The 25,846-nt window shown below is 55.9% G+C and carries 12 protein-coding genes and 11 other annotated features; all 12 genes read left to right on the top strand.

Annotated elements, in window-relative coordinates; all coding sequences use genetic code 11:
• The first annotated feature begins 23 nt into the window (after positions 1-23).
• Positions 24-29, top strand: a ribosome-binding site (putative RBS for yfgB; RegulonDB:STMS1H002631).
• The gene (yfgB, locus tag STM2525) for a putative Fe-S-cluster redox enzyme (protein NP_461460.1) occupies positions 24-1,202 on the top strand. Within the gene, positions 36-1,202 belong to an annotated coding region; the region does not span the whole gene. It overlaps the preceding feature by 6 nt.
• Before the next feature lie 291 nt (positions 1,203-1,493).
• Complete coding sequence (gene yfgA, locus STM2524) at positions 1,494-2,498, top strand: hypothetical protein (protein ID NP_461459.1); 1,005 nt, start codon at positions 1,494-1,496, stop codon at positions 2,496-2,498.
• Positions 2,499-2,514: 16 nt separating this feature from the next.
• Positions 2,515-2,520, top strand: a ribosome-binding site (putative RBS for gcpE; RegulonDB:STMS1H002630).
• The gene (gcpE, locus tag STM2523) for a hypothetical protein (protein ID NP_461458.1) occupies positions 2,515-3,643 on the top strand. Within the gene, positions 2,525-3,643 belong to an annotated coding region; the region does not span the whole gene. (Overlaps the previous feature by 6 nt.)
• Before the next feature lie 94 nt (positions 3,644-3,737).
• Positions 3,738-3,743: a ribosome-binding site (putative RBS for hisS; RegulonDB:STMS1H002629), on the top strand.
• Positions 3,738-5,028 (top strand): histidine tRNA synthetase gene (gene hisS, locus STM2522; protein ID NP_461457.1). Within the gene, positions 3,754-5,028 belong to an annotated coding region; the region does not span the whole gene. Its footprint overlaps the feature before it by 6 nt.
• Positions 5,027-5,032: a ribosome-binding site (putative RBS for yfgM; RegulonDB:STMS1H002628), on the top strand. Its footprint overlaps the gene before it by 2 nt.
• Positions 5,027-5,662 (top strand): putative inner membrane protein gene (yfgM, locus tag STM2521; protein ID NP_461456.1). Within the gene, positions 5,042-5,662 belong to an annotated coding region; the region does not span the whole gene. (Overlaps the previous feature by 6 nt.) The genes hisS and yfgM overlap by 2 nt, the downstream gene beginning before the upstream one ends.
• Positions 5,663-5,668: a ribosome-binding site (putative RBS for yfgL; RegulonDB:STMS1H002627), on the top strand.
• Positions 5,663-6,851, top strand: a protein-coding gene (gene yfgL, locus STM2520) for a putative serine/threonine protein kinase (RefSeq protein NP_461455.1). Within the gene, positions 5,673-6,851 belong to an annotated coding region; the region does not span the whole gene. Its footprint overlaps the feature before it by 6 nt.
• A gap of 106 nt (positions 6,852-6,957) precedes the next feature.
• Positions 6,958-6,963 (top strand) — a ribosome-binding site (putative RBS for engA; RegulonDB:STMS1H002626).
• The gene (gene engA, locus STM2519; RefSeq protein NP_461454.1) for a putative GTP-binding protein occupies positions 6,958-8,442 on the top strand. Within the gene, positions 6,970-8,442 belong to an annotated coding region; the region does not span the whole gene. It overlaps the preceding feature by 6 nt.
• 76 nt (positions 8,443-8,518) lie before the next feature.
• Positions 8,519-8,524 (top strand) — a ribosome-binding site (putative RBS for yfgJ; RegulonDB:STMS1H002625).
• The gene (gene yfgJ / locus STM2518) for a putative cytoplasmic protein (protein NP_461453.1) occupies positions 8,519-8,752 on the top strand. Within the gene, positions 8,531-8,752 belong to an annotated coding region; the region does not span the whole gene. Its footprint overlaps the feature before it by 6 nt.
• A 339-nt stretch (positions 8,753-9,091) precedes the next feature.
• Positions 9,092-9,097 (top strand) — a ribosome-binding site (putative RBS for sinH; RegulonDB:STMS1H002624).
• Positions 9,092-11,290, top strand: a protein-coding gene (gene sinH / locus STM2517) for a SinH (RefSeq protein NP_461452.1). Within the gene, positions 9,098-11,290 belong to an annotated coding region; the region does not span the whole gene. Its footprint overlaps the feature before it by 6 nt.
• Before the next feature lie 50 nt (positions 11,291-11,340).
• Positions 11,341-11,346: a ribosome-binding site (putative RBS for sinI; RegulonDB:STMS1H002623), on the top strand.
• Positions 11,341-12,307 (top strand): putative outer membrane protein gene (gene sinI / locus STM2516; RefSeq protein ID NP_461451.1). Within the gene, positions 11,348-12,307 belong to an annotated coding region; the region does not span the whole gene. (Overlaps the previous feature by 6 nt.)
• A gap of 115 nt (positions 12,308-12,422) precedes the next feature.
• Positions 12,423-12,428, top strand: a ribosome-binding site (putative RBS for ratA; RegulonDB:STMS1H002622).
• The gene (ratA, locus tag STM2515; protein NP_461450.1) for a putative outer membrane protein occupies positions 12,423-18,024 on the top strand. Within the gene, positions 12,427-18,024 belong to an annotated coding region; the region does not span the whole gene. It overlaps the preceding feature by 6 nt.
• A gap of 158 nt (positions 18,025-18,182) precedes the next feature.
• Positions 18,183-18,188: a ribosome-binding site (putative RBS for ratB; RegulonDB:STMS1H002621), on the top strand.
• Positions 18,183-25,497, top strand: a protein-coding gene (gene ratB, locus STM2514; protein ID NP_461449.1) for a putative outer membrane protein. Within the gene, positions 18,190-25,497 belong to an annotated coding region; the region does not span the whole gene. Its footprint overlaps the feature before it by 6 nt.
• Positions 25,498-25,846: the final 349 nt, after the last annotated feature.

Raw genomic sequence — 25,846 nt, 5'->3', positions numbered from 1 at the left:
GGCCATAACGTGTAATAACGAGGCCGGAATAGCATATGTCTGAACAAATTGTCACACCTGAAAGCAGTACCCCGGTAGTTCCTAACAAAGAAACAAAAATCAACCTGCTGGATCTCAACCGTCAGCAGATGCGCGAGTTTTTTAAAAACTTAGGTGAAAAACCTTTCCGCGCCGATCAGGTGATGAAATGGATGTATCACTATTGCTGCGATAATTTTGATGAGATGACCGACATCAACAAAGTGTTGCGCGGCAAATTAAAAGAGGTCGCGGAAATTCGCGCGCCGGAGGTCGTTGAAGAGCAGCGTTCTTCAGACGGCACCATCAAGTGGGCGATTGCTGTCGGCGATCAGCGCGTTGAAACGGTCTATATCCCGGAAGACGACCGCGCTACGCTGTGTGTCTCTTCACAGGTAGGATGCGCGCTGGAGTGCAAGTTTTGTTCAACTGCGCAGCAGGGCTTTAACCGCAACCTGCGCGTATCGGAAATTATCGGTCAGGTCTGGCGTGCGGCGAAAATCGTCGGCGCGGCCAAAGTCACCGGCCAGCGTCCGATCACCAACGTGGTCATGATGGGGATGGGCGAGCCATTGCTAAACCTGACCAATGTCGTACCGGCGATGGAAATTATGCTCGATGACTTTGGTTTCGGCCTGTCCAAACGTCGTGTCACGCTCTCAACGTCCGGCGTGGTGCCTGCTCTGGATAAACTGGGCGATATGATAGATGTCGCGCTGGCTATCTCCTTACATGCGCCGAATGACACTATTCGCGACGAAATCGTCCCGATCAACAAAAAATACAATATCGAAACGTTCCTGGGCGCGGTTCGCCGCTATCTGGAGAAATCCAACGCCAATCAGGGGCGCGTGACGATTGAATACGTGATGCTTGACCACGTTAACGACGGCACTGAACACGCGCATCAACTGGCGGAGCTACTAAAAGAGACGCCTTGTAAGATTAATCTGATTCCGTGGAACCCGTTCCCTGGCGCGCCGTATGGCCGCAGCTCTAACAGCCGTATCGATCGCTTTTCTAAGGTTTTGATGAGTTATGGTTTCACGACCATCGTACGCAAGACGCGTGGCGATGACATTGATGCGGCATGCGGACAGTTGGCTGGCGATGTGATTGACCGTACCAAACGTACCCTGCGTAAGCGTATGCAGGGAGAGGTGATTGACATCAAGGCTATTTGATAGCAGTTGCGCCACGGGGCATTCATTATACCGTGGCGCAATGTCAGTTGAATAATGTCTGGCGTTGTACTTGTCTGGTCAATAATAACGGTGCGTTTTTGTCGACTTTAAGGCAGTATGTAATGGTGCAACAAGAGTTTAGCCTTGTGTCTTAGCGGTTTTGTCATCTGCGGCCTGACAGGCTTATACTGTCTGACTAAGGTTAACTAACCTGATGTTTCGCGGTGTGGGCGGGCATTACGGCTCGTCGGCGCCTGAATCCTAATTTACACGTACCTGTAGCTGTAGCGAATGAATACTGAAGCCACGCACGACCAAAATGAAGCACAAACCACCGGCGTTCGTCTGCGCAATGCCCGTGAACAACTCGGACTCAGCCAGCAGGCTGTCGCTGAGCGACTTTGCCTGAAGGTTTCTACGGTACGCGATATTGAAGAAGATAAGGCGCCGTCCGATCTTGCTTCAACCTTCCTGCGCGGATATATCCGCTCATATGCGCGTCTGGTGCATGTTCCAGAAGAGGAACTGCTGCCGGGGCTGGAAAAACAAGCTCCGCTGCGCGCCGCTAAAGTCGCCCCGATGCAGAGTTTCTCATTAGGAAAGCGTCGTAAAAAACGCGACGGCTGGTTAATGTCTTTTACCTGGCTGGTACTGTTTGTGGTCGTAGGGCTGACCGGCGCCTGGTGGTGGCAGAACCACAAGGCGCAGCAGGAAGAGATCACGACGATGGCCGATCAAAGCACGGCTGAACTGAACGCAGATAAAGACAGCGGCCAAAGCGTACCGCTGGACACCGGTGCCGCGACAAGCCAGGATACGACGCCAGCGCAAACGGCTCCGGCTCCTGCGACGCCGGTTGATTCGACGGCGGCGACGCAAACGCCAGCGCCAACGGCGGCGGCGACGCAAAATACGGTAGTCGCGCCTTCGCAGGCGAATGTCGATACGGCTGCGACATCTGCCGCGCCAGCGGCAACGGAGACGCCGTCCGCGCTGCCGACCAGTCAGGCTGGCGTAGCGGCGCCTGCTGCCGATCCGAACGCGCTGGTGATGAATTTTACCGCTGACTGCTGGCTCGAAGTCACTGACGCCACGGGTAAGAAGCTGTTTAGCGGTATGCAGCGTAAAGATGGTAATTTAAACCTAACCGGTCAGGCGCCTTATAAACTTAAAATTGGCGCGCCGGCCGCGGTGCAGATCCAGTATCAAGGAAAACCTGTCGATCTGAGCCGCTTTATCAGAACTAATCAGGTTGCGCGTCTGACCCTTAATGCCGAACCGACACCGGCGCAGTAACAGACGGGTAACGCGGGAGGTTTTTCATGCATAACCAGGCTCCGATTCAACGTAGAAAATCGACACGTATTTACGTTGGGAATGTGCCGATTGGCGATGGTGCCCCTATCGCCGTCCAGTCGATGACTAACACGCGTACCACTGACGTGGAAGCGACGGTTAATCAGATCAAAGCGCTGGAGCGCGTTGGCGCAGATATTGTTCGTGTTTCTGTACCGACAATGGACGCCGCCGAAGCGTTCAAGCTTATCAAACAGCAGGTTAACGTCCCGCTGGTTGCCGATATTCACTTCGACTACCGCATTGCGCTGAAAGTAGCGGAATACGGCGTTGACTGCTTGCGTATCAACCCCGGCAATATCGGTAACGAAGAACGTATTCGTATGGTGGTGGACTGCGCGCGCGACAAAAACATCCCTATTCGTATCGGCGTAAACGCCGGATCGCTGGAAAAAGATCTGCAGGAAAAATACGGTGAGCCGACGCCGCAGGCGTTGCTGGAATCAGCCATGCGCCATGTCGATCATCTCGATCGTCTCAACTTTGATCAGTTCAAAGTGAGCGTAAAAGCGTCCGATGTATTCCTTGCCGTTGAGTCTTATCGTTTGTTGGCTAAACAGATCGATCAGCCGCTGCATCTGGGGATCACCGAAGCGGGCGGCGCGCGTAGCGGGGCGGTCAAGTCGGCGATCGGTTTAGGTCTGCTGTTATCGGAAGGTATCGGCGACACGCTGCGCGTATCGTTGGCGGCCGACCCGGTGGAAGAGATCAAAGTCGGTTTCGATATTCTGAAGTCGCTGCGCATTCGCGCGCGCGGCATCAATTTCATCGCCTGCCCGACCTGTTCTCGCCAGGAGTTCGACGTTATCGGCACGGTGAACGCGCTGGAGCAGCGTCTGGAAGATATCATCACCCCGATGGACGTCTCGATCATCGGTTGCGTAGTGAACGGGCCGGGCGAAGCGCTGGTATCGACGCTGGGCGTGACGGGCGGCAATAAGAAAAGCGGCCTGTATGAAGACGGCGTGCGTAAGGACAGACTCGATAACGACGATATGATCGCGCAGCTTGAATCCCGTATTCGCGCGAAAGCAAGTCAACTTGATGAAGCGCGTCGGATTGACGTGCTGCAGGTTGAAAAATAAGAACGTGATGGGAAGCGGCGCGCTTCCCGTGTATGATTGAACCCGCATGGCTCCCGGTTCGTTCGGGGAAGCGCTGAGGGTTCATTTTTATATTCAGAAAGAGAATAAACGTGGCAAAAAACATTCAAGCCATTCGCGGCATGAACGATTATCTGCCTGGCGAAACCGCCATCTGGCAGCGCATTGAAGGCACACTCAAAAACGTGCTCGGCAGCTACGGTTACAGTGAAATCCGCTTGCCGATTGTAGAGCAGACCCCGTTATTCAAACGTGCGATCGGTGAAGTTACTGACGTAGTTGAAAAAGAGATGTACACCTTTGAGGATCGCAACGGCGATAGCCTGACATTGCGCCCTGAAGGTACGGCGGGCTGTGTACGCGCCGGCATCGAACATGGTCTCCTGTACAATCAGGAACAGCGTTTGTGGTATATCGGGCCGATGTTCCGTCATGAGCGTCCGCAAAAAGGCCGCTACCGTCAGTTCCATCAGCTAGGCGCCGAAGTCTTCGGCTTACAAGGCCCGGATATTGACGCGGAGCTGATTATGCTGACCGCACGCTGGTGGCGCGCGCTGGGCATCGCTGAACACGTTAGCCTGGAGCTGAACTCTATTGGTTCGTTAGAGGCGCGTGCGAACTATCGCGATGCGCTGGTCGCGTTCCTCGAACAGCATCAAGAGACGCTGGACGAAGACTGCAAACGCCGTATGTATACCAATCCGCTGCGCGTGCTGGATTCAAAAAATCCGGACGTGCAGGCGCTGCTCAACGACGCGCCCGCTCTCGGCGACTATCTCGATGACGATTCACGCGAGCACTTTGCCGGCCTGTGTAAATTGCTGGACGCGGCGGGAATTGCCTACACCGTCAACCAGCGTCTGGTACGCGGTCTGGATTACTACAACCGCACCGTATTTGAATGGGTAACAAACAGTCTGGGGTCACAAGGCACCGTCTGTGCGGGTGGTCGTTATGACGGTCTGGTGGAACAACTGGGCGGTCGCGCTACCCCGGCAGTGGGCTTTGCGATGGGCCTGGAACGACTTGTTTTGTTAGTTCAGGCAGTTAATCCGGAATTTATTGCCTCTCCTGTTGTCGATATATACCTGGTGGCTGCCGGCGCACAAACGCAGTCTGCGGCAATGACGCTGGCGGAGCGGCTGCGCGATGAAATGCCAGGCGTGAAGCTAATGACAAACCACGGCGGCGGCAACTTTAAGAAACAGTTTGCCCGCGCCGATAAGTGGGGCGCCCGTATTGCACTGGTTCTTGGCGAATCTGAAGTCGCCGATGGGACTGTTGTAGTGAAGGATTTGCGCTCCGGTGAGCAAACGGCAGTGGCGCAGGACAGCGTCGCCGCGCATTTGCGCACTTTATTGGGCTAAGGAGAAGGACAGCGTGGAAATTTACGAGAACGAACACGACCAGGTGGATGCGATTAAACGCTTCTTTGCCGAAAACGGCAAAGCGCTGGCTGTCGGAGTGATTTTAGGGGTTGGCGCGCTGGTTGGCTGGCGTTACTGGAGCAGCCATCAGACGGAGTCCGCGCGTGCTGCTTCTCTGGCGTATCAAAATGCGGTGACGGCGGTAAGCGCCGATAAGCCGGATAGCATTCCCGCCGCTGAAAAATTCGCGGCTGAGAATAAAAACACCTATGGTGCGCTGGCGTCTATGGAACTGGCGCAGCAGTTTGTGGATAAGAATGAACTTAAAAAAGCCGAAGCCCAGTTGCAGCAGGGGTTGGCGGCCACCAGCGATGAAAATCTCAAAGCGGTGATTAATCTGCGTCTCGCTCGCGTTCAGTTGCAGCTTAAGCAAGCCGACGCCGCGCTGAAAACTCTGGATGCCGTTAAAGGCGAAGGATGGACAGCCATTGTCGCTGATTTGCGCGGCGAAGCGTTGCTGAGTAAGGGTGATAAAAAAGGCGCGCGCAGCGCATGGGAAGCGGGCGTCAATAGCGATGCTTCTCCGGCGTTGAGCGAAATGATGCAGATGAAAATCAATAATTTGTCCATCTGAGAGGGACCCGATGCAATTGCGTAAATTACTTCTGCCAGGGTTGCTTTCCGTTACCCTGCTCAGCGGCTGTTCACTGTTTAGCGGCGAAGAAGATGTCGTCAAGATGTCTCCATTACCGCAGGTTGAAAACCAGTTTACCCCGACCACTGTCTGGAGCACCTCTGTCGGTAACGGAATTGGCGAATTTTATTCTAACCTTCATCCGGTAATGGTAGATAACGTGGTCTATGCAGCCGATCGCGCGGGCGTGGTAAAAGCGCTCAATGCGGATGATGGCAAAGAGATCTGGTCTGTGAATCTGGGCGAGAAAGACGGCTGGTTCTCTCGTTCGTCCGCGTTGTTGTCCGGCGGCGTCACTGTCGCGGGCGGTCACGTCTATATCGGCAGTGAAAAGGCCGAGGTTTATGCGCTGAATACCAGCGACGGTACCACAGCATGGCAGACGAAGGTCGCAGGCGAAGCGTTGTCTCGTCCGGTTGTCAGTGATGGAATCGTTCTTATCCATACCAGCAACGGTCAGTTGCAGGCGCTAAATCAGGCGGATGGCGCCATTAAATGGACGGTGAACCTGGATATGCCTTCGCTGTCGCTGCGCGGCGAATCTGCGCCGGCAACCGCGTTCGGCGCGGCTATCGTTGGTGGTGATAATGGCCGCGTCAGCGCCGTGCTGATGCAACAAGGGCAGATGATTTGGCAGCAGCGTATCTCCCAGGCCACTGGCCCAACGGAAATTGACCGTCTGAGCGACGTCGATACCACGCCGGTTGTGGTAAACGGCGTCGTTTACGCGTTGGCGTATAATGGTAACTTAACGGCGCTGGATCTGCGCAGTGGTCAGATTATGTGGAAACGCGAGCTGGGTTCGGTCAATGACTTTATCGTCGACGGAGACCGTATCTACCTGGTCGATCAGAACGATCGCGTGCTGGCGCTGACCACTGACGGCGGCGTAACGCTGTGGACGCAAAGCGATTTGCTGCACCGTTTGCTGACCTCCCCGGTGCTGTATAATGGTGATTTAGTCGTCGGCGATAGCGAAGGTTATCTGCACTGGATTAATGTCGATGACGGGCGTTTTGTGGCCCAACAAAAAGTAGACAGTTCCGGTTTTCTGACCGAACCGACGGTGGCGGATGGTAAACTGCTCATCCAGGCCAAAGACGGTACGGTCTACGCGATTACGCGTTAATCGTCACGGTTGTGTGTTTTAAAAAACGGCTCCTGGTGTAGGGGCCGTTTTCCTGTTTTTAACAACGGCGTAAAAATGACGCGCGTTGTCTGATGATTTTTTAAATGAGGCTTTAAACATGGTACCTGTGGTCGCGCTTGTCGGGCGCCCTAACGTCGGAAAATCCACGCTATTTAACCGTCTGACCCGCACCCGAGATGCGCTGGTTGCGGATTTCCCGGGTCTGACTCGTGACCGTAAGTACGGTCGTGCGGAGGTTGAAGGCCGCGAGTTTATCTGTATCGACACCGGCGGTATTGACGGCACCGAAGACGGCGTCGAAACGCGGATGGCGGAACAGTCGCTGCTGGCGATTGAAGAAGCGGATGTGGTGTTATTCATGGTAGATGCGCGCGCTGGTCTGATGCCGGCGGATGAAGCGATTGCCAAACATCTGCGCTCCCGTGAAAAACCGACCTTCCTGGTGGCGAATAAAACGGATGGTCTCGATCCCGATCAGGCGGTTGTCGATTTTTACTCGCTGGGATTAGGCGAAATTTACCCTATCGCCGCCTCACATGGTCGCGGCGTATTGAGCCTGCTGGAACATGTGCTTCTGCCGTGGATGGATGATGTCGCGCCGCAGGAAGAGGTGGATGAAGACGCGGAATACTGGGCGCAGTTCGAGGCGGAACAAAATGGTGAAGAAGCGCCGGAAGATGATTTTGACCCGCAAAGCCTGCCGATAAAGCTGGCGATTGTCGGTCGCCCGAACGTAGGTAAGTCCACACTCACTAACCGTATTCTCGGTGAAGAGCGCGTGGTGGTATACGACATGCCGGGCACCACTCGCGACAGCATTTATATCCCGATGGAACGCGACGAACGGGAATATGTGCTGATTGACACGGCGGGGGTGCGTAAGCGCGGAAAAATCACCGATGCGGTAGAAAAGTTCTCGGTGATTAAAACGTTGCAGGCGATTGAAGACGCTAACGTCGTACTGTTGGTTATCGATGCGCGCGAGGGGATCTCCGACCAGGATTTGTCTCTGCTGGGCTTTATCCTCAATAGTGGGCGCTCACTCGTTATCGTAGTCAACAAATGGGATGGCCTGAGCCAGGAAGTCAAAGAGCAGGTGAAAGAGACGCTGGATTTCCGTCTGGGCTTTATTGATTTTGCCCGCGTCCATTTTATCTCTGCGCTACACGGCAGCGGCGTCGGCAACCTGTTTGAGTCCGTACGCGAGGCTTACGACAGTTCCACTCGCCGGGTGAGCACTGCGATGCTGACCCGTATCATGACGATGGCGGTGGAAGATCATCAGCCGCCGCTGGTGCGTGGTCGCCGTGTAAAACTGAAATATGCCCACGCTGGCGGCTATAACCCGCCGATTGTGGTGATTCACGGCAACCAGGTAAAAGATCTGCCAGACTCCTATAAGCGCTATCTGATGAACTACTTCCGCAAGTCGTTGGAAGTGATGGGGACGCCGATTCGCATTCAGTTTAAAGAAGGGGAGAACCCGTATGCGAACAAGCGTAACACACTGACGCCAACGCAAATGCGCAAACGTAAGCGTCTGATGAAACATATCAAGAAAAGCAAGTAATGCTTTTTCAGTAATATTCCAGGCCTGACAAGCGCTGCGCTATCAGGCCTTTCAAGTAAAAGTAAGTCACGCGCCTGAGGAGAATGTTATGGAAATAACCTGCCCCGTTTGCCATCACGCGCTGGAGCGCAATGGCGATACAGCGCATTGCGAGACATGCGCTAAAGATTTCTCGTTACAGGCACTTTGTCCTGACTGCCGCCAGCCGTTACAGGTTTTGAAAGCCTGCGGCGCAGTGGACTATTTTTGCCAGAACGGTCATGGTTTAATTTCAAAAAAACGGGTTAATTTCGTCATTTCCGATCAATAAAACCGCTGTCGACGTTGCGCCGCAGAGCAGAGGCGCCGACGTCTTATCCGGCTAAGGGCAAAAGCGTTATTCGATACTCCCGTAATATCAGCATAGTATCCTGCCCGGCGGTTATTTTATTCTTTTTATTGATTCAACTATTTATAGGGAATATTATTCCCGAAAATTAATATTAGAAATAAATAACAGCTTTCTTTTTATTTATTATATCAATATTATAAATCTGTTTCATATTAAACTTTTCTTTTTAGGAATATATTTAGGCCTGTTAGTTATGATTCCATCTGAATCATCCATATAATATCTTTTCATAGAGGCGTTTTTATTTAACGACAGGGATATCATATGGTGCGAAGGATTCGCATTCTGGTTTTGCTATTAGTGTCTGGAGTCTCAGTTGCGGCTTCTGGCGCAGATAACTCTGCATCTGCAAATGATGAAAGCCACTCCTCCCTGCCTGATTTAGCCAGCGAATCCGCGAAAAAAGAAGAACAGGAAAATAAAGGAAAGTCCTTTAAAGAACAGGGCGCTGACTACTTTATTAATTCCGCCACCCAGGGCTTTGATAATCTCACCCCGGAAGCGCTGGAATCCCAGGCGCGTAGCTATTTGCAAAACCAAATCACTTCCTCAGCACAGTCATATCTTGAAGGTGTAATGTCACCTTATGGCAAGATCCGTACCAGCCTGTCCGTGGGCGAAGGCGGCGATCTGGACGGCAGTTCGCTGGATTATTTTATTCCCTGGTATGACAACCAGAGCACGCTTTTCTTTAGCCAGATTTCGGCTCAGCGTAAGGAAGACCGCACCATTGGTAACTTTGGGCTTGGCGTTCGCCAGAACGTCGGCAACTGGCTGCTTGGCGGCAACGCATTCTATGACTACGATTTTACGCGCGGTCACCGTCGATTAGGTCTGGGAACTGAAGCCTGGACGGATTACCTGAAATTCTCCGGCAACTATTACCATCCTCTTTCTGACTGGAAAGACTCCGAAGATTTCGACTTTTATGAAGAACGACCCGCGCGCGGCTGGGATATCCGCATGGAAAGCTGGCTGCCGTTTTATCCGCAGCTTGGCGCTAAATTAGTTTACGAACAGTACTACGGCGATGAAGTAGCGCTGTTTGGCACCGATAATCTGCAAAAAGATCCTCATGCCGTCACTTTGGGGCTGGAATATACGCCGGTACCGCTGGTCACGGTTGGTACGGATTACAAAGCCGGTACTGGCGATAGTAACGACTTTAGCGTTAACGCGACCGTGAACTACCAGATAGGCACGCCGCTGGCGGCGCAGCTCGATCCGGAAAACGTTAAAATTCAGCACTCCTTAATGGGCAGCCGCACCGATTTTGTCGATCGTAACAATTTCATCATTCTCGAATATCGTGAGAAAGATCCGCTGGACGTCACGTTGTGGCTGAAGGCTGACGCCACCAATGAACACCCGGAATGCGTGATTGAAGATACGCCTGAGGCCGCTGTTGGTCTGGAAAAGTGCAAATGGACTGTCAACGCGCTGATTAACCACCATTACAAAATTATTTCTGCCTCCTGGCAGGCGAAAAACAACGCCGCCCGTACGCTGGTGATGCCGGTGGTAAAAGCTAATGCGTTAACCGAAGGCAACAATAACAGCTGGAATCTGGTGCTTCCTGCCTGGGTTAATGCCGATACCGAAGAGCAGCGCACCGCCCTGAACACCTGGAAAGTACGCATGACGCTGGAAGATGAAAAGGGCAATAAGCAGAACTCCGGCGTGGTGGAAATCACCGTCCAGCAGGATCGCAAAATTGAGCTGATCGTCGACAACATTGCCGATACCGATCGCAGCGATCACAGCCATGAAGCCAGCGCGCTGGCCGATGGCGAAGACGGCGTGGTGATGGATCTGCTGATCACCGATTCCTTTGGCGACTCCACGGATCGCAATGGTAACGAACTGGTGGACGATGCCATGACGCCCGTGTTGTACGACAGCAATGATAAAAAAGTCACCCTGGCCCAGACGCCCTGCACCACGGAAACCCCCTGCGTGTTTATTGCCAGTCGTGACAAAGAAGCGGGGACGGTGACGCTTTCCAGCACCCTGCCGGGGACTTTCCGCTGGAAGGCGAAAGCAGACGCCTATGGCGACAGTAACTACGTTGATGTCACTTTTATCGGCGACAACCTGAGCGCGCTGAATGCGGTGATTTATCAGGTCAAAGCCGCCAACCCTGTCAACCTTATCGGCAAAGAAGATAAGCACCCTACGGTCAATAATGCTTACCGTTTCCTGCTGTGGCGCGACAAAAATAAAGACGGCGTATTCCAGATGTCCGAGCAGCTCACGGAAGAAGAGATGGCGCTGTACGACTACCAGTGGGAGTTTACCGGGCAGAGTACAAACGGACATACCGGCGCGCTGGCCAACACCATGAATGAAGATCTTGTCCTGCCAGTAACCAATAAAGAGGCGGCGCAGAAGTTTGCCGCCAATGTGGAAGATGGCGTTCAGGGTTACGGCATACGCGTTACGTATAGTCAGAAATAGCGTCAGCGTTGTGGCTGACCAGCCAGCCGCTGAATTTTGAGAAAAAGGAGAGTCTGAATGCAAGCAACAGTAAAACGGCGGCTGACGAAGGTCGCTTTAGCATTAGTAGTTGCCGGGTATTGCGCCGCGCCAGCGGTGGCGGCAAACGGTAATCTGAAATCGGGGCAGTGGCAGATTGTCTCTGAACAGACGGGCACCATTCAGGGTACGGTGCCGTGGATTACCCGTGCGGCGGATAAAACTGCGGATACCGACAAAGATCACGTAACGGTAACTATCGATCGCGGCGATCGTAAAATTGTGACCGAAGGCGATAAGCAGTTCCACGTTGGCGATAAGGTCACGGTGAACTGGGCGATTGGCGATACGGAAGGCGACCTGGACACCGACAACACGGCAACTAAAGCCACCGTGAAATGGGTGAGCTTTAGCGATCAGAATGGCAGCGACCCCAAAGATCTTGGTACTGGTGACAGTTATGAAATCCAGGCCGCTGATGCGGATCGTTATATCGGTATCAAAATCACGCCAACCACTACCACCGGTGACCCTGCCGTGGCAACCGAACTGCTGTTGAAAGACCTGTCGACCGATGCGGGCGGTGGTTCGGATGATGACGAAATTCCGGAAGGTCCGGTGGTGGATGAAAACGTCCATGTGGTTATTCATGAGAAAGATTCGAATACCAACCTGTTGAAGAATTCAGGGACGACACTCAAAACGAATACCACCTATCAGGTATTGCTGTGGAGCGATAAGAACGGCAACGGTACCTATGATGCCGGTGAAAACGTTACCGACCAGTATGACTACCGCTGGAAATTCGTCGGCACCAGTAAAATTGCAGGTACCGGTACCGGCGGTATCGTCAACGAAAGCTGGAACGATAAAGACCTTGTCATCCCTGTCACCAACGCCGAAGCGAAAACGGCGTTCGAGGGAGCAGACGGCGGCGTTACCGTGGGTAGCGACGGTGTCCAGGGCTTTGGTCTGTCCATCGACTACAAACGCAAATAAGTTGTCCTCAACATACCACTCCCCGCGGGGAGTGGTATTTTCCGCGCACTTTGCTTAGCCGCGCGCTAAGCAAAGTGGGTTGAATTACGACAGAGAATGAAAACGGGTGGCTATCGCTCATGGACAGGAATCGGCAAGTGAATAAAGTTGTACATTTCTTACTGACATTACTGATCATGTTTGCAGTGTCGATCGCACCTGCGCAGGCGCTATTGAAGGGCGGAACCTGGCAAGAGCTGAACTCAGTCACCGGTGCGGTTAACGGCACCGCGCCGCTGGCCGACGGCGCTATTATCCCCCTTTACCAGGGAAGTACGCTGCTTGACCCGAGCAAAACCCACGATATTGAATTCAGCGCCATGCCGCGCGATTTTAGCGCGGATGCTACCTCAACCTCGATGCGGGCGGTCAATTCCACCGATACCGAAGGCGATCTCTTTAGCGATCCGCCCACCATCGCCTGGGAAAACCGCCAGCCGCCCGCCATGGGCCTGGTATGGGCCGATGCCGCCACGCCCGACACGCCGCTCTCGCCGCAGCCGGTTCCGAACCTGACCTTTTGCGCCCAAAACCTCGCCGGGCGACAGCTGGTGGCCTGGGCGCAGGTGGAAGATGAAACCAACGTTCCCGCGCTGTGGCTCTTTACGCGTACCGGGGTGCCGAATTATGCGACCATTCCGCTGTTAAGCCCGAAAGTGGCGCTCAACATTAAACCGGCCACCGACACGCCGGTTACAGTCAGCGGCGATCACGTTGATTCGGCCTTTGAGGCATCAAAAGTGAAGGTGGGGGAAAGCATCACCCTCACCATCTCCACCAAAGCGTGCGACGGCACGCCCGAAGGCAACGCGCCGTTTGTCATCCGCCGTAAAGATGCGGAAAACCGCCAGGGTGTGGTCAATAACGCCAACCCGGTTCGCGTTGGCGATACCGAGCTCACGACCACCCAAACGGAATATCGCGGCGTCACTGACGCCAACGGCAACGCCACGGTGGTGGTCACCCAGAAGGAAGGCCCCGGCGTCAAAACGCCGCTGGTTGTCAGCTCGGTCAACTTTCCGGCGCTTACGGCTGAAACCGCCGTCATTTTCACCACCATCACCAGCCCGGACAGCGATAAGGCCAGTATGTACGGCCACATGATAGAGAGCGCTACCGCGACGCTGAACGGTATAACCTACACCTTCACCCGCCCGAAGCTGGCGGCGGAAGCGAGCGGCGCTGACAAAAGCGTCGTCGATACCAACGAAACCTGGGCGCTGTTTACCTGGAGCGGCGCGGATAACCACTGTGACATTCTGCCGGACGCCGAACAGCTGGTGCAGATGCGACATGAGCACAGCACGCTGGAAACCTGGACCGGCTGGCCGGTGGCGGGCGATGCTGAATATTGGTCATCGACCAAAAACCAACTGAGCGGCTACCACGCTGCCGTACATATGAACAGCGCATCGGTCGTCAGGGCCGCCGACAGCGACACGCTGCTGGTCAGTTGTGTGGATAAAGCCCAGCCTGCGGCGCACCCGCAGATTACTCTCTCCCCACAAGGACCGTATAAAGCGCAGGTGGGGGAGTCGATTGATCTGACGATGACCGTAGTTGACCGGGACACGCAAAAACCGCTGCCTTACCGCTACATGGAGCTGTTTATCGACCCGGCGAAAAACCGCAAAGGGGAACATCAGGACGCATGGGATAACCTGCGGGTCACCGTTGATTCCGAAGGTATGAGCGCCTCGTCGCCGGAGCACTATACCGGCGTGACTGACGTCAACGGCCAGGCGCACCTGACGTTAAAACATAACAGCGGCCTGGGCGTCGAAACGCCCATCCGCATCGTGATGCCGGACGACGAAGGCGGCAACGTCGAGCTGTCCTTTAGCGTAATTTTCACCGTGGTCACCAGCCCGGACGTGGACGGCGCCAACATGTGGGGCCATATGCGCGGCGTGGTGGACGCGGGCAACCTGTACAAACGTCCGCTGCTGGCGGTGGAGGCCAGCCATAAAGACGGCCAATTCAGCGAAAATAACGAAGAGTGGGCGACGTTTAACTCCGTGGCGTCGGCCACCGCGCAGTGCGGTGTCGGCCAGGTGCCGGATCAGTCGTCGCTGGCGCATTTGTACAGCGAACATGCGGGCGGACAGATGGAAAGCGAGCACGGCTGGCCGACTGAAGATTATTTCATCGCCGCCGACAGCGACGCCTCCGGGACGGTACACGTCAACCTCGAAAACGGCGATAGCGGCAAATTTACCGATACGCCCAACTACCTGACCTGCTCGGCCAATGAAATGGTGGCGGTGCTGGACGTCTACTTCAACGACGACCCGGTGATCAAAAACGCCGACGCCAAAGTGGGTGAACAGGTTAAGATGAACATCCATTCGCGCAACGCCCTTAACGGCATGGCGATCGGCAATACCGACTTCACCATCACCATGGCGAACGGCAGGCGGCGTGACGGGCTGACGACCGGCTTTACCGATACCAGCAACGGCGAGATGCAGTTTGACGACGTGGGCTACGTTGCCGGGCAGGTTTATCACGGGATCACCGACGCTAACGGCGATGCGACCATTATCCTCACCCAGAAAAAGGGCGTGGGGCTGCTGACGCCGTTAAATATTGCGCCCGTCGATTCATTAATCAGCACGCCGGTTTCCCGCAGCGTGAAGTTTACCGTCGCCACCAGCCCGGATACGCCAGCGGCCAAAATGTGGGGCCATATGGCCGACACGATTACCGTGGGCGACTGGACCTTTGAGCGGCCCAAACTGGCGGGTGAAGTGAGCAACCCGCTGCGTACCCAGGACGAGAGCAATGAGACCTGGGCGCGCGTGGCCCATAGCGACGCGGTGGGCAACCCGGATGCGGGCGGCTGCGCGGCGAACCGCCTGCCGCGCATCGACCAGCTTGAGGCGCTGTATAACGCCAACAGCGGCGGCAAGATTCACAGCATTCAGGGCTGGCCGACCTATCTTAACTACTGGTCGTCCACCTACCAGAGCGCCACCACCTGGAAACTGATCGCGCTGACGAACGGCAGTGAATTTGCCAACAGCAACGTCTCGATTTACGCCAGCTGCCTGGCCAGCGATAACCCGGTGGCGGCGTCCATCACCATTGAACCGGTCAATCCGTCGCAGTGGTACGACGGCAGCGACGTCCACGCGGTCAAAGTGAAAAAGGGCGAGACGATGCAGCTCAAGGTGACGGTGAAGGACGTCAGCGGCAACCCGATCCCGGAAGCGCCGTTTGTGCTCACCCGCGGCGACGGTTACGATCGCCGGGGCGAAAAGTATACCGCTCAGGACGGTGACGATCTGCAAGGCATCGTGACGCCCGTGGTGATCGACGGCGAATCGCTGGCATGGACCACCACCAAAATGGGGTCGCAGACCGGCACTGACGGCACCCGTATCATCAGCGTCACCCGCCCGGACACCCACGGCACCCGCACCGCGATTAACGCGACGCTGTATGAAAATGCCGCCGTGAGTGCCAGCATCGACACTATCTTTACCGTCGTCACCAGCCCGGATGTCAGCGTTGCCCGCATGTGGGGGCATATGGCGCCATCGCTGACGGCGGCGGATGGCGCGGTGTACCAGCGCCCGCTGCTGTACGCTGAGCTGTCCAGTACGGACAATACTGCGTCTAAGCAAGAAACCAACGAAACCTGGGCGGTTTTTCATGGGCCAGCCAGTGAAGGGGCCAATCCGGCCCGTTGCGCGGCGGGCTATTACCCTGCCGTTGAGGCGCTGGATTCGCTCTACAGCAAATACCCGAGCCGAACGATAAATACCGCCCAGGGCTGGCCGGTCTACTATTCTTACTGGAGCGGATCGAACTCGACGTCATTTTCCAGCGGGGCAAAACTTGACTTCTATTACGCAGTCGATCTGGCTGATGGTTCGCGTCGGTCAGAAAACAGCGCGACCAGCACTGCCTGGCAGTATCAAATTTGCGCCACGACGCCGCTGCCGCAGGCCACGCAGATTACCCTCACCTCCCCGCAGGCGATGGATGACGCTATTCAGGCGGTGAAGGCGAAAAACAGCGAGTCGATCCCGCTACTCATCACCACTACCGATGCGATGGGCAACCCGGTGCCTTATGCGACTTTTTCGCTTAAACGTGACGCCGGGAAGGCGCGCAACCCTGACTATAATAAATTTGTAGCCACTAACGGCACCAACATGACGGTGACGCCGCTCACCGGTGCGCAGCAACAGTTTTACTATGCCACATCGGTTCTGACCGGCGCCACCGGCGCGGATGGTACGCTGGCCCTGACGCTTGCCGAACCCGGCGGCATAGGGTTGAAAAACCAGCTGACCGCGAATCTGAACGATACGCCGACGGCGACCTCATCGCTGCCGGTGGTGTTCACCGTCCTCACCAGCCCGGACAGCGACAAGGCCAACATGTACGGCCATATGCCGGAGACCTTCACCGCCAGCAACGGTGCGGAGTTTAAGCGCCCGCTGGTGGCAGGCGAGCCCTCATCGGAGGCGCACACGGATACCTATTTCGAAACCAATGAAAACTGGATCATGGTGAATAGTTTTAATACCGGTAATTACGGCGGATGTCCGATGAACCAGATGGCTGCGATAGATGATTTCACTGCGCTGTACAACGATCACCCAAGCGGCAAGGTGGCGACCGATATTGGATTGCCCGTCGGGAAGCGGTGGTGGGCGGGGGATAGCCTGCTGAAAGGCTCAACCCTTTACTGGCAGTATAAAGATCTCAAGACGGGGAAAAACTACAGCATGTCGGAAAACCCGGGTAACTACTACTTACAACTCTGCCTGACAACATCGCGCAGCGGGCTGAATATCGCGCTCTCTTCCGACGCATGGAACGCCGATAAATCGGCGGCCGTGGCGAAAAAAGGCGAAACGATACCGATGACGGTAACGGTGACTAACGACGCCGGGCAGCCGCAGGCCGGGGTGGCCGTACTGTTGACGCGTGATTACGCTTATTCGCGCGGTGCGGTGGATAAGCAATACATTGAACCAGGCGTGATTGGCGAGCCGGTTCCGTTTACAACTTCGCCGGCGAATATGATGCTGGCGCCGGTTGCACCTGCGGGTACGGCAGTGGCGTTTAATAACCAGAATGGCCTCAGCACAAAATGGTCTGGCTTCACCGGCGATGACGGTAAGTTGCGGTTTACGTTAACTCAGGATAAATCGCTGGGGTTAAAAACGTCTGTCACGGCGGCGCTTGCGAATCAATTTGATGAGGCGGCGAGCGTAGATGCAATCTTTACGGTACAAACCAGCCCGGATACGCCGTATGCGTCATACTGGGGTCATATGCCGGATACCGTGCAGGTGAACGGCGTTACGCTGCGCCGCCCGTACCTGAAAGCCGAGCTCTCTGCCGCGCCCCGGGATACCTGGCCGTTTAATAATGAATTCTGGGGGACGAACTATTATTATCAGTCCGAACACGTGGAAACGTCGTTGACGCATCTTTGCGGATCGCAGGAAAATATAGCCTCGCTGGACGATCTGAAAGCGTTGCAGAGCGTTATCGGCACGTTGCAATGGCCGACGACATCATCCTGGGACTATGTGTCGCAAGATGAAGGTCAAAGCAATAAGTACTACTGTTCATTTAACGAAACGACCGGCCAGACAACCTGTACTCGTGAAAAAGCGACGACCTCGGGCTTAGGCTCGTGCCGGGTGCCGTAGTGAATGGGGAATGGGGCCGGGAGCGCGTTTGAATGTTGGGTGACGCTTTGCGGCGCCCAACCTGGGTATCCCTTGTAGCTGGCGCTGTTCCGGTAGCGATGTATTTTTACGTTTTTGTATTCATGGAATGAACTGCAACGAAATGGACTTTTCTCAGGTACGTCAGTGAAATCGAAAAAGTGTGTCGGTTTTTTACCCTGGCTGCTGCTATGCGCCCTCAGTTTAACGCCTTTCTTCGCGCAGGCCGTGCGAAGCAGCGGCGCATGGCAGGAACTCACTGAGCAAACTGCGGCTATTAATGGCACTCCGCCTCAGGCCGACAGTGTAACGATCCCGGTATATCAGGGCAGCGTGCAGTTGCGCTCTGATGCGGCGAATCCTGTTGACTACTCCGCGAAGCCCAGCCAGTTCAGCACCAGTGATGTCGGCAGCGCGCTGACCTTAACCAATCCGCACGACACCGAAGGCGATATCTTCGCCGTGCCGCCGCTGGCCTGGCAGGCTGAACGCGCGCCCGCCGTTACGCTGGTGTGGGCCGACGCCGCCACGCCGGACACGCCGCTTGATCCACAACCCGTCAGCAATATAAGTTTCTGCGCGCAGAATCTGGCGGGCCGCCATCTGGTGGTCTGGTCGCAACTGGATACCTCAACCGCCATACCGCCGCTGTGGTTGCTTACCCGCACCGGCGTGCCTTATAACACGGCGGTCGAAGTGCTTGATCAAAAGTTTGCCGTGGATATCGCGCCCGCCGTGGGCGACCCGGTAACGCTCGCCGCCGATCATCTGGATGAGTCGCTCAACGCCGCGAAGGTCAAAGCGGGCGAAAGCATCATGCTGACGGTAACGACCAAAGACTGCGGCGGCGAACCGGAGGGCAACGTTGATTTCGTGATTACCCGCGGCGACGCGCAAAACCGCCAGGGCGTGGTAAACAATGCCGCGCCGGTGCGCGTCGGCAACACCGAACTGACCACCACCGCCACGGAATATCACGGTACGACCAACGCCGAGGGCGTGGCGACCGTGGTCGTCACCCAGGCGAACGGCCCGGGCGTTAAAACGCCGCTGATAGCGCACCCGTCGAGCGCGCCAGCGCTGAAAGCCAGCGTGGACGTGATTTTTACCACCCTCACCAGCCCGGACAGCAGCAGCGCCAACATGTACGGTCATATGGCAGAGACGTCCACCGCCACGGTGGACGGCGCAAGCTACACCTTTTACCGCCCCAAACTGGCGGCGGAAACCGACAGTGAAGACCGCACCGCCAGCATCAACAATGAAACCTGGGCGCAGTTCAACTGGGGCCACGCCGACGCGCACTGCGATATTCTGCCGGATGCACGCCAACTGGAAGGGTTAAAAATTGCGCGCGGCGATCTGGCCACCACCCTCGGCTGGCCGGTAGGGCTGACATCCGGTGACGAAGAGTACTGGTCCTCCTCCCAGGGATCGACTGCCACTGACCATATCAGCATTGATATGCGCAGCCGCGCCCTTACGCAGATGCCGGACGCCACGCAATCGCTGGTTAGCTGCGTGGATAAAGCCCCGCCTGCGGTCACGCCGAAATTAGTGATTAGCGCCGATAATTTTGATTCAACGGTCAACGCGGCGAAAGTGAAGGTGGGCGAAGAGATCAACATGAAGATCACCGTCACCGACAGCGCCACCAATAAACCGCTGCCTTATCGCTACTTTAACGTCTACCTGGGCGACGAGCAAAATCGCCAGAATCAAAAGAACGCCGATATTGATAGCGGGCATCAGTGGACGGATGATCCGGTAATTATCACCAATCTGGAAGGCAGCGACGGTCACTATCACGGCGTCACCGACGCCAACGGTCAGTTCTCGCTGGTGTTGACTCAGGACAAGGGGGCGGGCGTATTAACCCCGGTGCGCGTGGTGCTGTTCGACGGCACGGAAGCGACGCAGAACGTGATTTTTACCGTCGTCACCAGCCCGGACGTGGCGCAGGCGCGCATGTGGGGCCATATGCAGGGCGTGGTGGAAGCGGGCAATATCTACAAACGCCCGCTGCTGGCGGACGAAGCCGCGCAGGATACCGGTTCCGAATTTGAGAATAACGAATACTGGGCGACGTTTAACTCGGTAACGGCGGCGACGAACCAGTGCGGTACCGGCCAGGTGCCGGGGCAACTGTTGCTGGATACGCTGTATCAGGCCCATTCCGGCAACGCGATGGAAACGACCTACGGCTGGCCGACGCAGAAACACAGCTATATCGCGGCGGATACTGATGGTTCCACCACCGCGCACGTCAACCTGGCGACCGGTGCGGACAGCACGTTCAGCGGCACCGAACCGAACTATCTCTCCTGCTCCGGCAATGAGTTGGTGACCAGTCTGGACGTTTACTTTAATGGCGATGAGTCGTTACGCAATGCGGTAGCCAAAGTCGGCGAACAAATCACGATGAACGTCCATTCCGTCAATGCGCTGAATGGGTTAAGCGTGCCTAACGCCAGCTTTACCGTCACCATGTCGCACGGCAAAAATCGCGACAACGCCACCACGGGCTTTACCGATCCCAGCGACGGAACGCTGGTGATGGGCGGAACGCCTTTCGGCTCTTCCCAGGCGTCGATGACGTACCAGGGCATGACCGATGCCGAGGGCAACGCCACGCTGGTGATTGAACAGCCGCAGGGCGTGGGCTTGCTGACGCCGCTGAGCGTACTGCCGGTCAACTCACTGATTACCACGCCCGTCAACCGCAGCGTGAAATTTACCGTTGCCACCAGCCCCGATACGCCGGAGGCGCAGATGTGGGGTCATATGGCGGACACGCTCACCGTGGGTGATATGAAATTCCAGCGGCCAAAGCTGGCGGCGGAAGCGACTGCCGCCACCCGTACCCAGGAGCAGGATAACGAAACCTGGGCGCGTGTCAGCCACGCCGACGCGCTGAATAACCCCAACGCCGGGGGCTGCGAGGCCGGCCATCTGCCGCGCGCCGATCAGCTTGCCGCACTGTATGCCTCCAGCGACGGCAATAAAATCCACACCGTATCCGGCTGGCCGACTGAGTATGACTACTGGTCATCCACCTTCGCCAGCGCCGCTACATGGCAGGCGGTATCACTGGCTGCGGGCGGCTATACCGCTTCCGGCGATGCGTCGGACTACGTGAGCTGTCTGGTCAGCAAAAATCCGACGGCGGCGTCTATCACCATTGAGCCGGTGGATGCGGCATTGTGGTATAACGCAAACAGCGAACACGCGGTGAAGGTGAAAAAGGGCGATACGCTCCAGCTTAAAGTGACGGTAAAAGACGCCAGCGGCAATCCGCTGCCGCAAGCGCCGTTCGTGTTAAGCCGCGGCGACGGCTATACCCGCCAGGGGGAGAAACATATCGCCGGTAGCGGCGACGGCATCGTCTCGGCGGTGGTGATCGACGGCGATTCGCTCAACGACACCGCCACCAAAATCGGCGGCATGACCGGTGAAAACGGCAGCAAAATCATCAACGTCACCCGCCCGGACACCCACGGGACGAAAGTCGCGATTACGGCGGCGCTGTACGACAACGCCAGCGCGACGGCCAGCATCGACACTATTTTCACCGTGGTCACCAGCCCGGACAGCGACAAAGCCAAAATGTGGGGCCATATGCCGGAAACGACGACGGCGGCCAACGGCGAGGTGTTTAAGCGCCCGCTGTTATCGGCTGAAATCGCCAGCGGCGTTACCCACGGCGACAATACGGAAAACAACGAAGCGTGGGGAATCGTCGATTTTGAAATGGCGAACGACGCCTGCGGCGCGGGATACGTGCCGACCCTTGCCGATATGCAATCGCTGTACGACGCCAGGCCCGGCGGCGCCATGAATACGCAGCAGGGCTGGCCGCTGGACGGTAAAAACTACCAGGACAGCACCGCCGATTTGAGCCGGAGTACGCAAAACCGCTACGTTAAGTCGATTAATCTGCGCGACGGCGGCGTCGGTTCGCTATTGTGGAATGAACAACTCTATTTTGTCTGCCTGCAAAACGCCCATCCGGCGGCGACGCAGATAACGCTCACTTCGCCTGTGTATAACGACAGCGACGGATTCGCCAAAGCGAAAGTCGGCGAGACCATCCCGGTCATCATCACCACGCGGGATGCCCAGGGCAACCCGGCCGCCGACACGCCGGTTATCTTTACGCGCGGCGACAGCGTCGGGCGCGCGAATCAGGAGGTGAATAGCTCGGCGGCGGCGGATATACAGATAAACCACAGCGACGGGCGTAGCAGCGGCGCTAACTATTACACCGCCACGGGCGCCGACGGCACACTGACGCTGAATATCAGCCAGGACAGCGGCGCGGGCTTTAAAACGCCGCTGACGGCGGCGATAGAACACAACGGCGTAACGAGCGCGCCGCTGCCGGTCATCTTTACCGTGGTCACCAGTCCGGACACGCCGAAGGCCAACTACTGGGGCCATATGGCGGAAACGCTGACCGACAGCAGCGGCGTGGCGTACAGGCGTCCGCTGCTGGCCAGCGAGTTTAGCGCTACGCCCGGCAAAACGCTGACCATCGCCAACGGCTACTACGACAAAGGCGAAACCTGGGGCATGATAACCGTCGATAAAGCCTGGAACGGCACCGGTGGCGGCTGTGGGCGCGACACGCTACCGACCGTAGCCAACCTCCAGACACTGTACGGGACATACCCGGATAACGCCATGCGCAGCCGTAACGGCTGGCCGATGACCAGTTCAGGCAACAACAACGTCAGCCGCTACTGGTGGGCGGGGGATTACGTGATATCGTCAGACGGCACGAAGTCGCTCTATGCGGCGGTCAACCTGTTTAACGACGGCAATGATGTCAAAACGACGACCAGCACCTCGATGTACTACATGCAGACCTGTCTTGCCTCGCCGCGCAGCGCCGCCGCCAGCCTGACGCTGACGCTGGCAGGCCAGGATGAAACCACCGGAAGCGCAAAGGCGAAGAAGGGCGAGCAGATGGCCGCCACCATCGACGTGAAAGACGCCGCAGGTCAGCCGATGAAAAACGTGATGGTGAAAATCAGCCGCGGATCTTCGTACAATCGCGCCAACAGCGCCACATCGTCCTCAAGCATCACAGACGATATTACGCTGCGTAATGTGATGCCGTCCGGCCTGGCGACATACCTGCTGGATACCTCGGCGAAATATCTGTATGCGCAAACTGATGCCCAGGGACAGGTGACATTTACCCTTGCGCAGGACAGTACCGCCGGTTTAAAAACCACTATCAGCGCCGCCACGATGGACGGCAGCAACCTGACAGACAGCAAAGACGCAATCTTTACCGTAGTGACCAGCCCGGACAGCGATAAGGCCAAATACTGGGGCCATATGCCGGAAACCTTTACCAACAGTAAGGGGGTTGAATTTAAGCGACCGCTGCTGCGCGCTGAACTTTCTTCAACGGCGGACACGTCGGGTTATACGGAAAATAACGAGACCTGGTATACCTGGAGCCGTTATCCGAATATGTATCAGGACACCGCCAGCCCGTGCGATCGGCTGGGGTTGCCGACGGTAAATGATTTACAGACGCTATATACCGATTATCCCAATGGCGCACTCACGACAACGCTTGGCCTACCGGTGGCATCAGGAAAATATTGGGGGGCGGGTAACTCAGTACCGGATGCCACGCACTCAGACAGTCAGTTTCAGTATGTCAGACTCAGCGATAATAATACGCTGACAACCAAAGCCAATACCGCCACGGCGCAGCTTTGTCTGGCAAAGCGCCGGGACTTGTCGATAGAACTCACCTCCAGCGACATGGATGCGGATAAAGGCGCTCCAGTGGCGAAGAAGGGCGAGAGCCTGCCGTTGACCGTCACTGTGAGGGATGGTTCCGGCACGCCGCAGCCCAATACCGCTATCCGTTTGGGACGAACGCTTTCGATAGACCGGGCGGGTGTCGTTGATGGCAGTTCCGGCGGAGGCATGGTACTCACATCGGTTGCGCCGTCTACGGGCTCAATGACGTTTAACTGCACGGTATCTTCGTGCACAAGTTATTGGTATGGCATTACGGATGAGGATGGTAAAGCGCAACTCGAAGTGACGCAGGATGATTCCCGTGGCCTGAGAACACCGCTACAGGCGATGCTTGTCGACGATCCGCTGACAGTTAGCGATATGGACGTCATTTTCACCGTCATTACCAGCCCGGACAGTGATAAAGCTAAATACTGGGGACACATGCCGGAAACCGTAACCAACAGCGCGGGCGTGAAGTTCCGGCGTCCGCTGCTGGCGGCGGAGATGACGTCGAATAGCGGTACTTACCTGGTTAACAATGAAACATGGCCCTTAGTCACCGCAGCGAACACTGAAAAAGCGGGCGCAACCGGCTGTGATGCGGAATACCAGCCGTTGTCGGGCGATCTGCAAACGTTGTATAGCGACAATCCTAACGGCGCAATCGGTACAAATTACGGCTGGCCGGTGGCGGGGAACAAATCCTGGTGGGCGGCGGATCGTGCGCCGAATACCGGATATTACCAATTTATAAACCTGAATAGCGGCGGTAAGGGCACCGCCAGTTCATCGACTGCCACCGGCGCTCAGGTGTGTCTGGTCGAGCCGCGTACTTCTACTCCTGCCAGTATTACGCTGACCTCGACGGCGATGGACAGCGCGAAAAATGCGGCGGTAGTGGCGAAGGGAAGCGCGATGCCGTTAACGGTGACGGTAAAAGATAGCAGCGGTAACCCGGTCGCCAACGTCGGTTTTACGTTGTCACGTGGCGATTCGAAAAATCGGGCAGGTATGGTGATAACGGATGGCGACGTGGCAGCGGATGCCGGAGCAGACGATCTCATGCTTAAAGAGCTGACTCCCGCAAGCGCCAGCCAAAGTATGACCACCACCGGGATTGTCTTTACCGGCACTACCGGCAGCGACGGTACGGCAACGTTTACGCTTAATCAGGATAAAAGCCTGGGGTTGAAAACGCCACTCACGGTGAAAGTGACGGACAATACGACTCTTCACGCATCGCTGGATGTGATTTTTATGGTACTTACCAGCCCGGATACGGATAAAGCGTTGTTCTGGGGAAATATGTCGGATACGACATCCGTCAACGGAAAAACGCTGCATCGTCCGTGGCTTCAGGCTGAGATGCTGTCAGGCGTAACGCCAGTATTTACCAACGGAGTGCATGCAAATAACGAGTACTGGGCGATGGCGCATACGGTGGACAACACGAAATGGGATATTGCCAAACAGTGCGGTAGCCTTAGCAAAGCACCGGATAATAACGACCTGTTGACGCTGTATCATTCAATTAGCTCGTTAGGCTGGCCGACGCAGGGCTATCCCTATTTATCTAAATCAACCTCAAGCGGCGGCATGTATTGCGGCGTAGATGAGAATACCAAGAGTCAAAACTGCGCCATTAAGCCGGCAGGCTCAGCGGGTTATGCGACGTGCGTGGAGTAACGTATTATGCGTCTGGCACGAAAATAATCTGCTTTTCACGTTCAATTGAGCTTCATGAAAAAGTGAAAGTAGCATTCATTGAAAAGTATATGTTCTGCTAATTGGCGTCACCACCGTTTGCCACGCGTGTGTAAAAGCGCCGTCTCCCTTCTGCAACCCGGCATCTGGCGCTACGTATATACTCTAAATAATTCGAGTTGCAGGAAGGCGGCAAGCGAGCGAATCCCCGGGAGCTTACTAAAGTAAGTGACTGGGGTGAGGGAACGCAGCCGCAGCACATGCAACTTGAAGTATGACGAGTATATTTAAAATAACGCCAGGTGTCGCATGATAATCACACCTTTTTGTT

The sequence above is a fragment of the Salmonella enterica subsp. enterica serovar Typhimurium str. LT2 genome, assembly GCF_000006945.2.
Lineage (GTDB): Bacteria > Pseudomonadota > Gammaproteobacteria > Enterobacterales > Enterobacteriaceae > Salmonella > Salmonella enterica.
This window is presented reverse-complemented; position numbering and strand designations above follow the sequence as displayed.

Bases quoted from the DNA above. Each gene is read 5' to 3' on its own strand.
- yfgB (NP_461460.1), top strand. From the start codon at position 36: ATGTCTGAACAAATTGTCACACCTGAAAGCAGTACCCCGGTAGTTCCT.
- yfgA (NP_461459.1), top strand. From the start codon at position 1,494: ATGAATACTGAAGCCACGCACGACCAAAATGAAGCACAAACCACCGGC.
- gcpE (NP_461458.1), top strand. From the start codon at position 2,525: ATGCATAACCAGGCTCCGATTCAACGTAGAAAATCGACACGTATTTAC.
- yfgL (NP_461455.1), top strand. From the start codon at position 5,673: ATGCAATTGCGTAAATTACTTCTGCCAGGGTTGCTTTCCGTTACCCTG.
- engA (NP_461454.1), top strand. From the start codon at position 6,970: ATGGTACCTGTGGTCGCGCTTGTCGGGCGCCCTAACGTCGGAAAATCC.
- yfgJ (NP_461453.1), top strand. From the start codon at position 8,531: ATGGAAATAACCTGCCCCGTTTGCCATCACGCGCTGGAGCGCAATGGC.
- sinH (NP_461452.1), top strand. From the start codon at position 9,098: ATGGTGCGAAGGATTCGCATTCTGGTTTTGCTATTAGTGTCTGGAGTC.
- sinI (NP_461451.1), top strand. From the start codon at position 11,348: ATGCAAGCAACAGTAAAACGGCGGCTGACGAAGGTCGCTTTAGCATTA.
- ratA (NP_461450.1), top strand. From the start codon at position 12,427: ATGGACAGGAATCGGCAAGTGAATAAAGTTGTACATTTCTTACTGACA.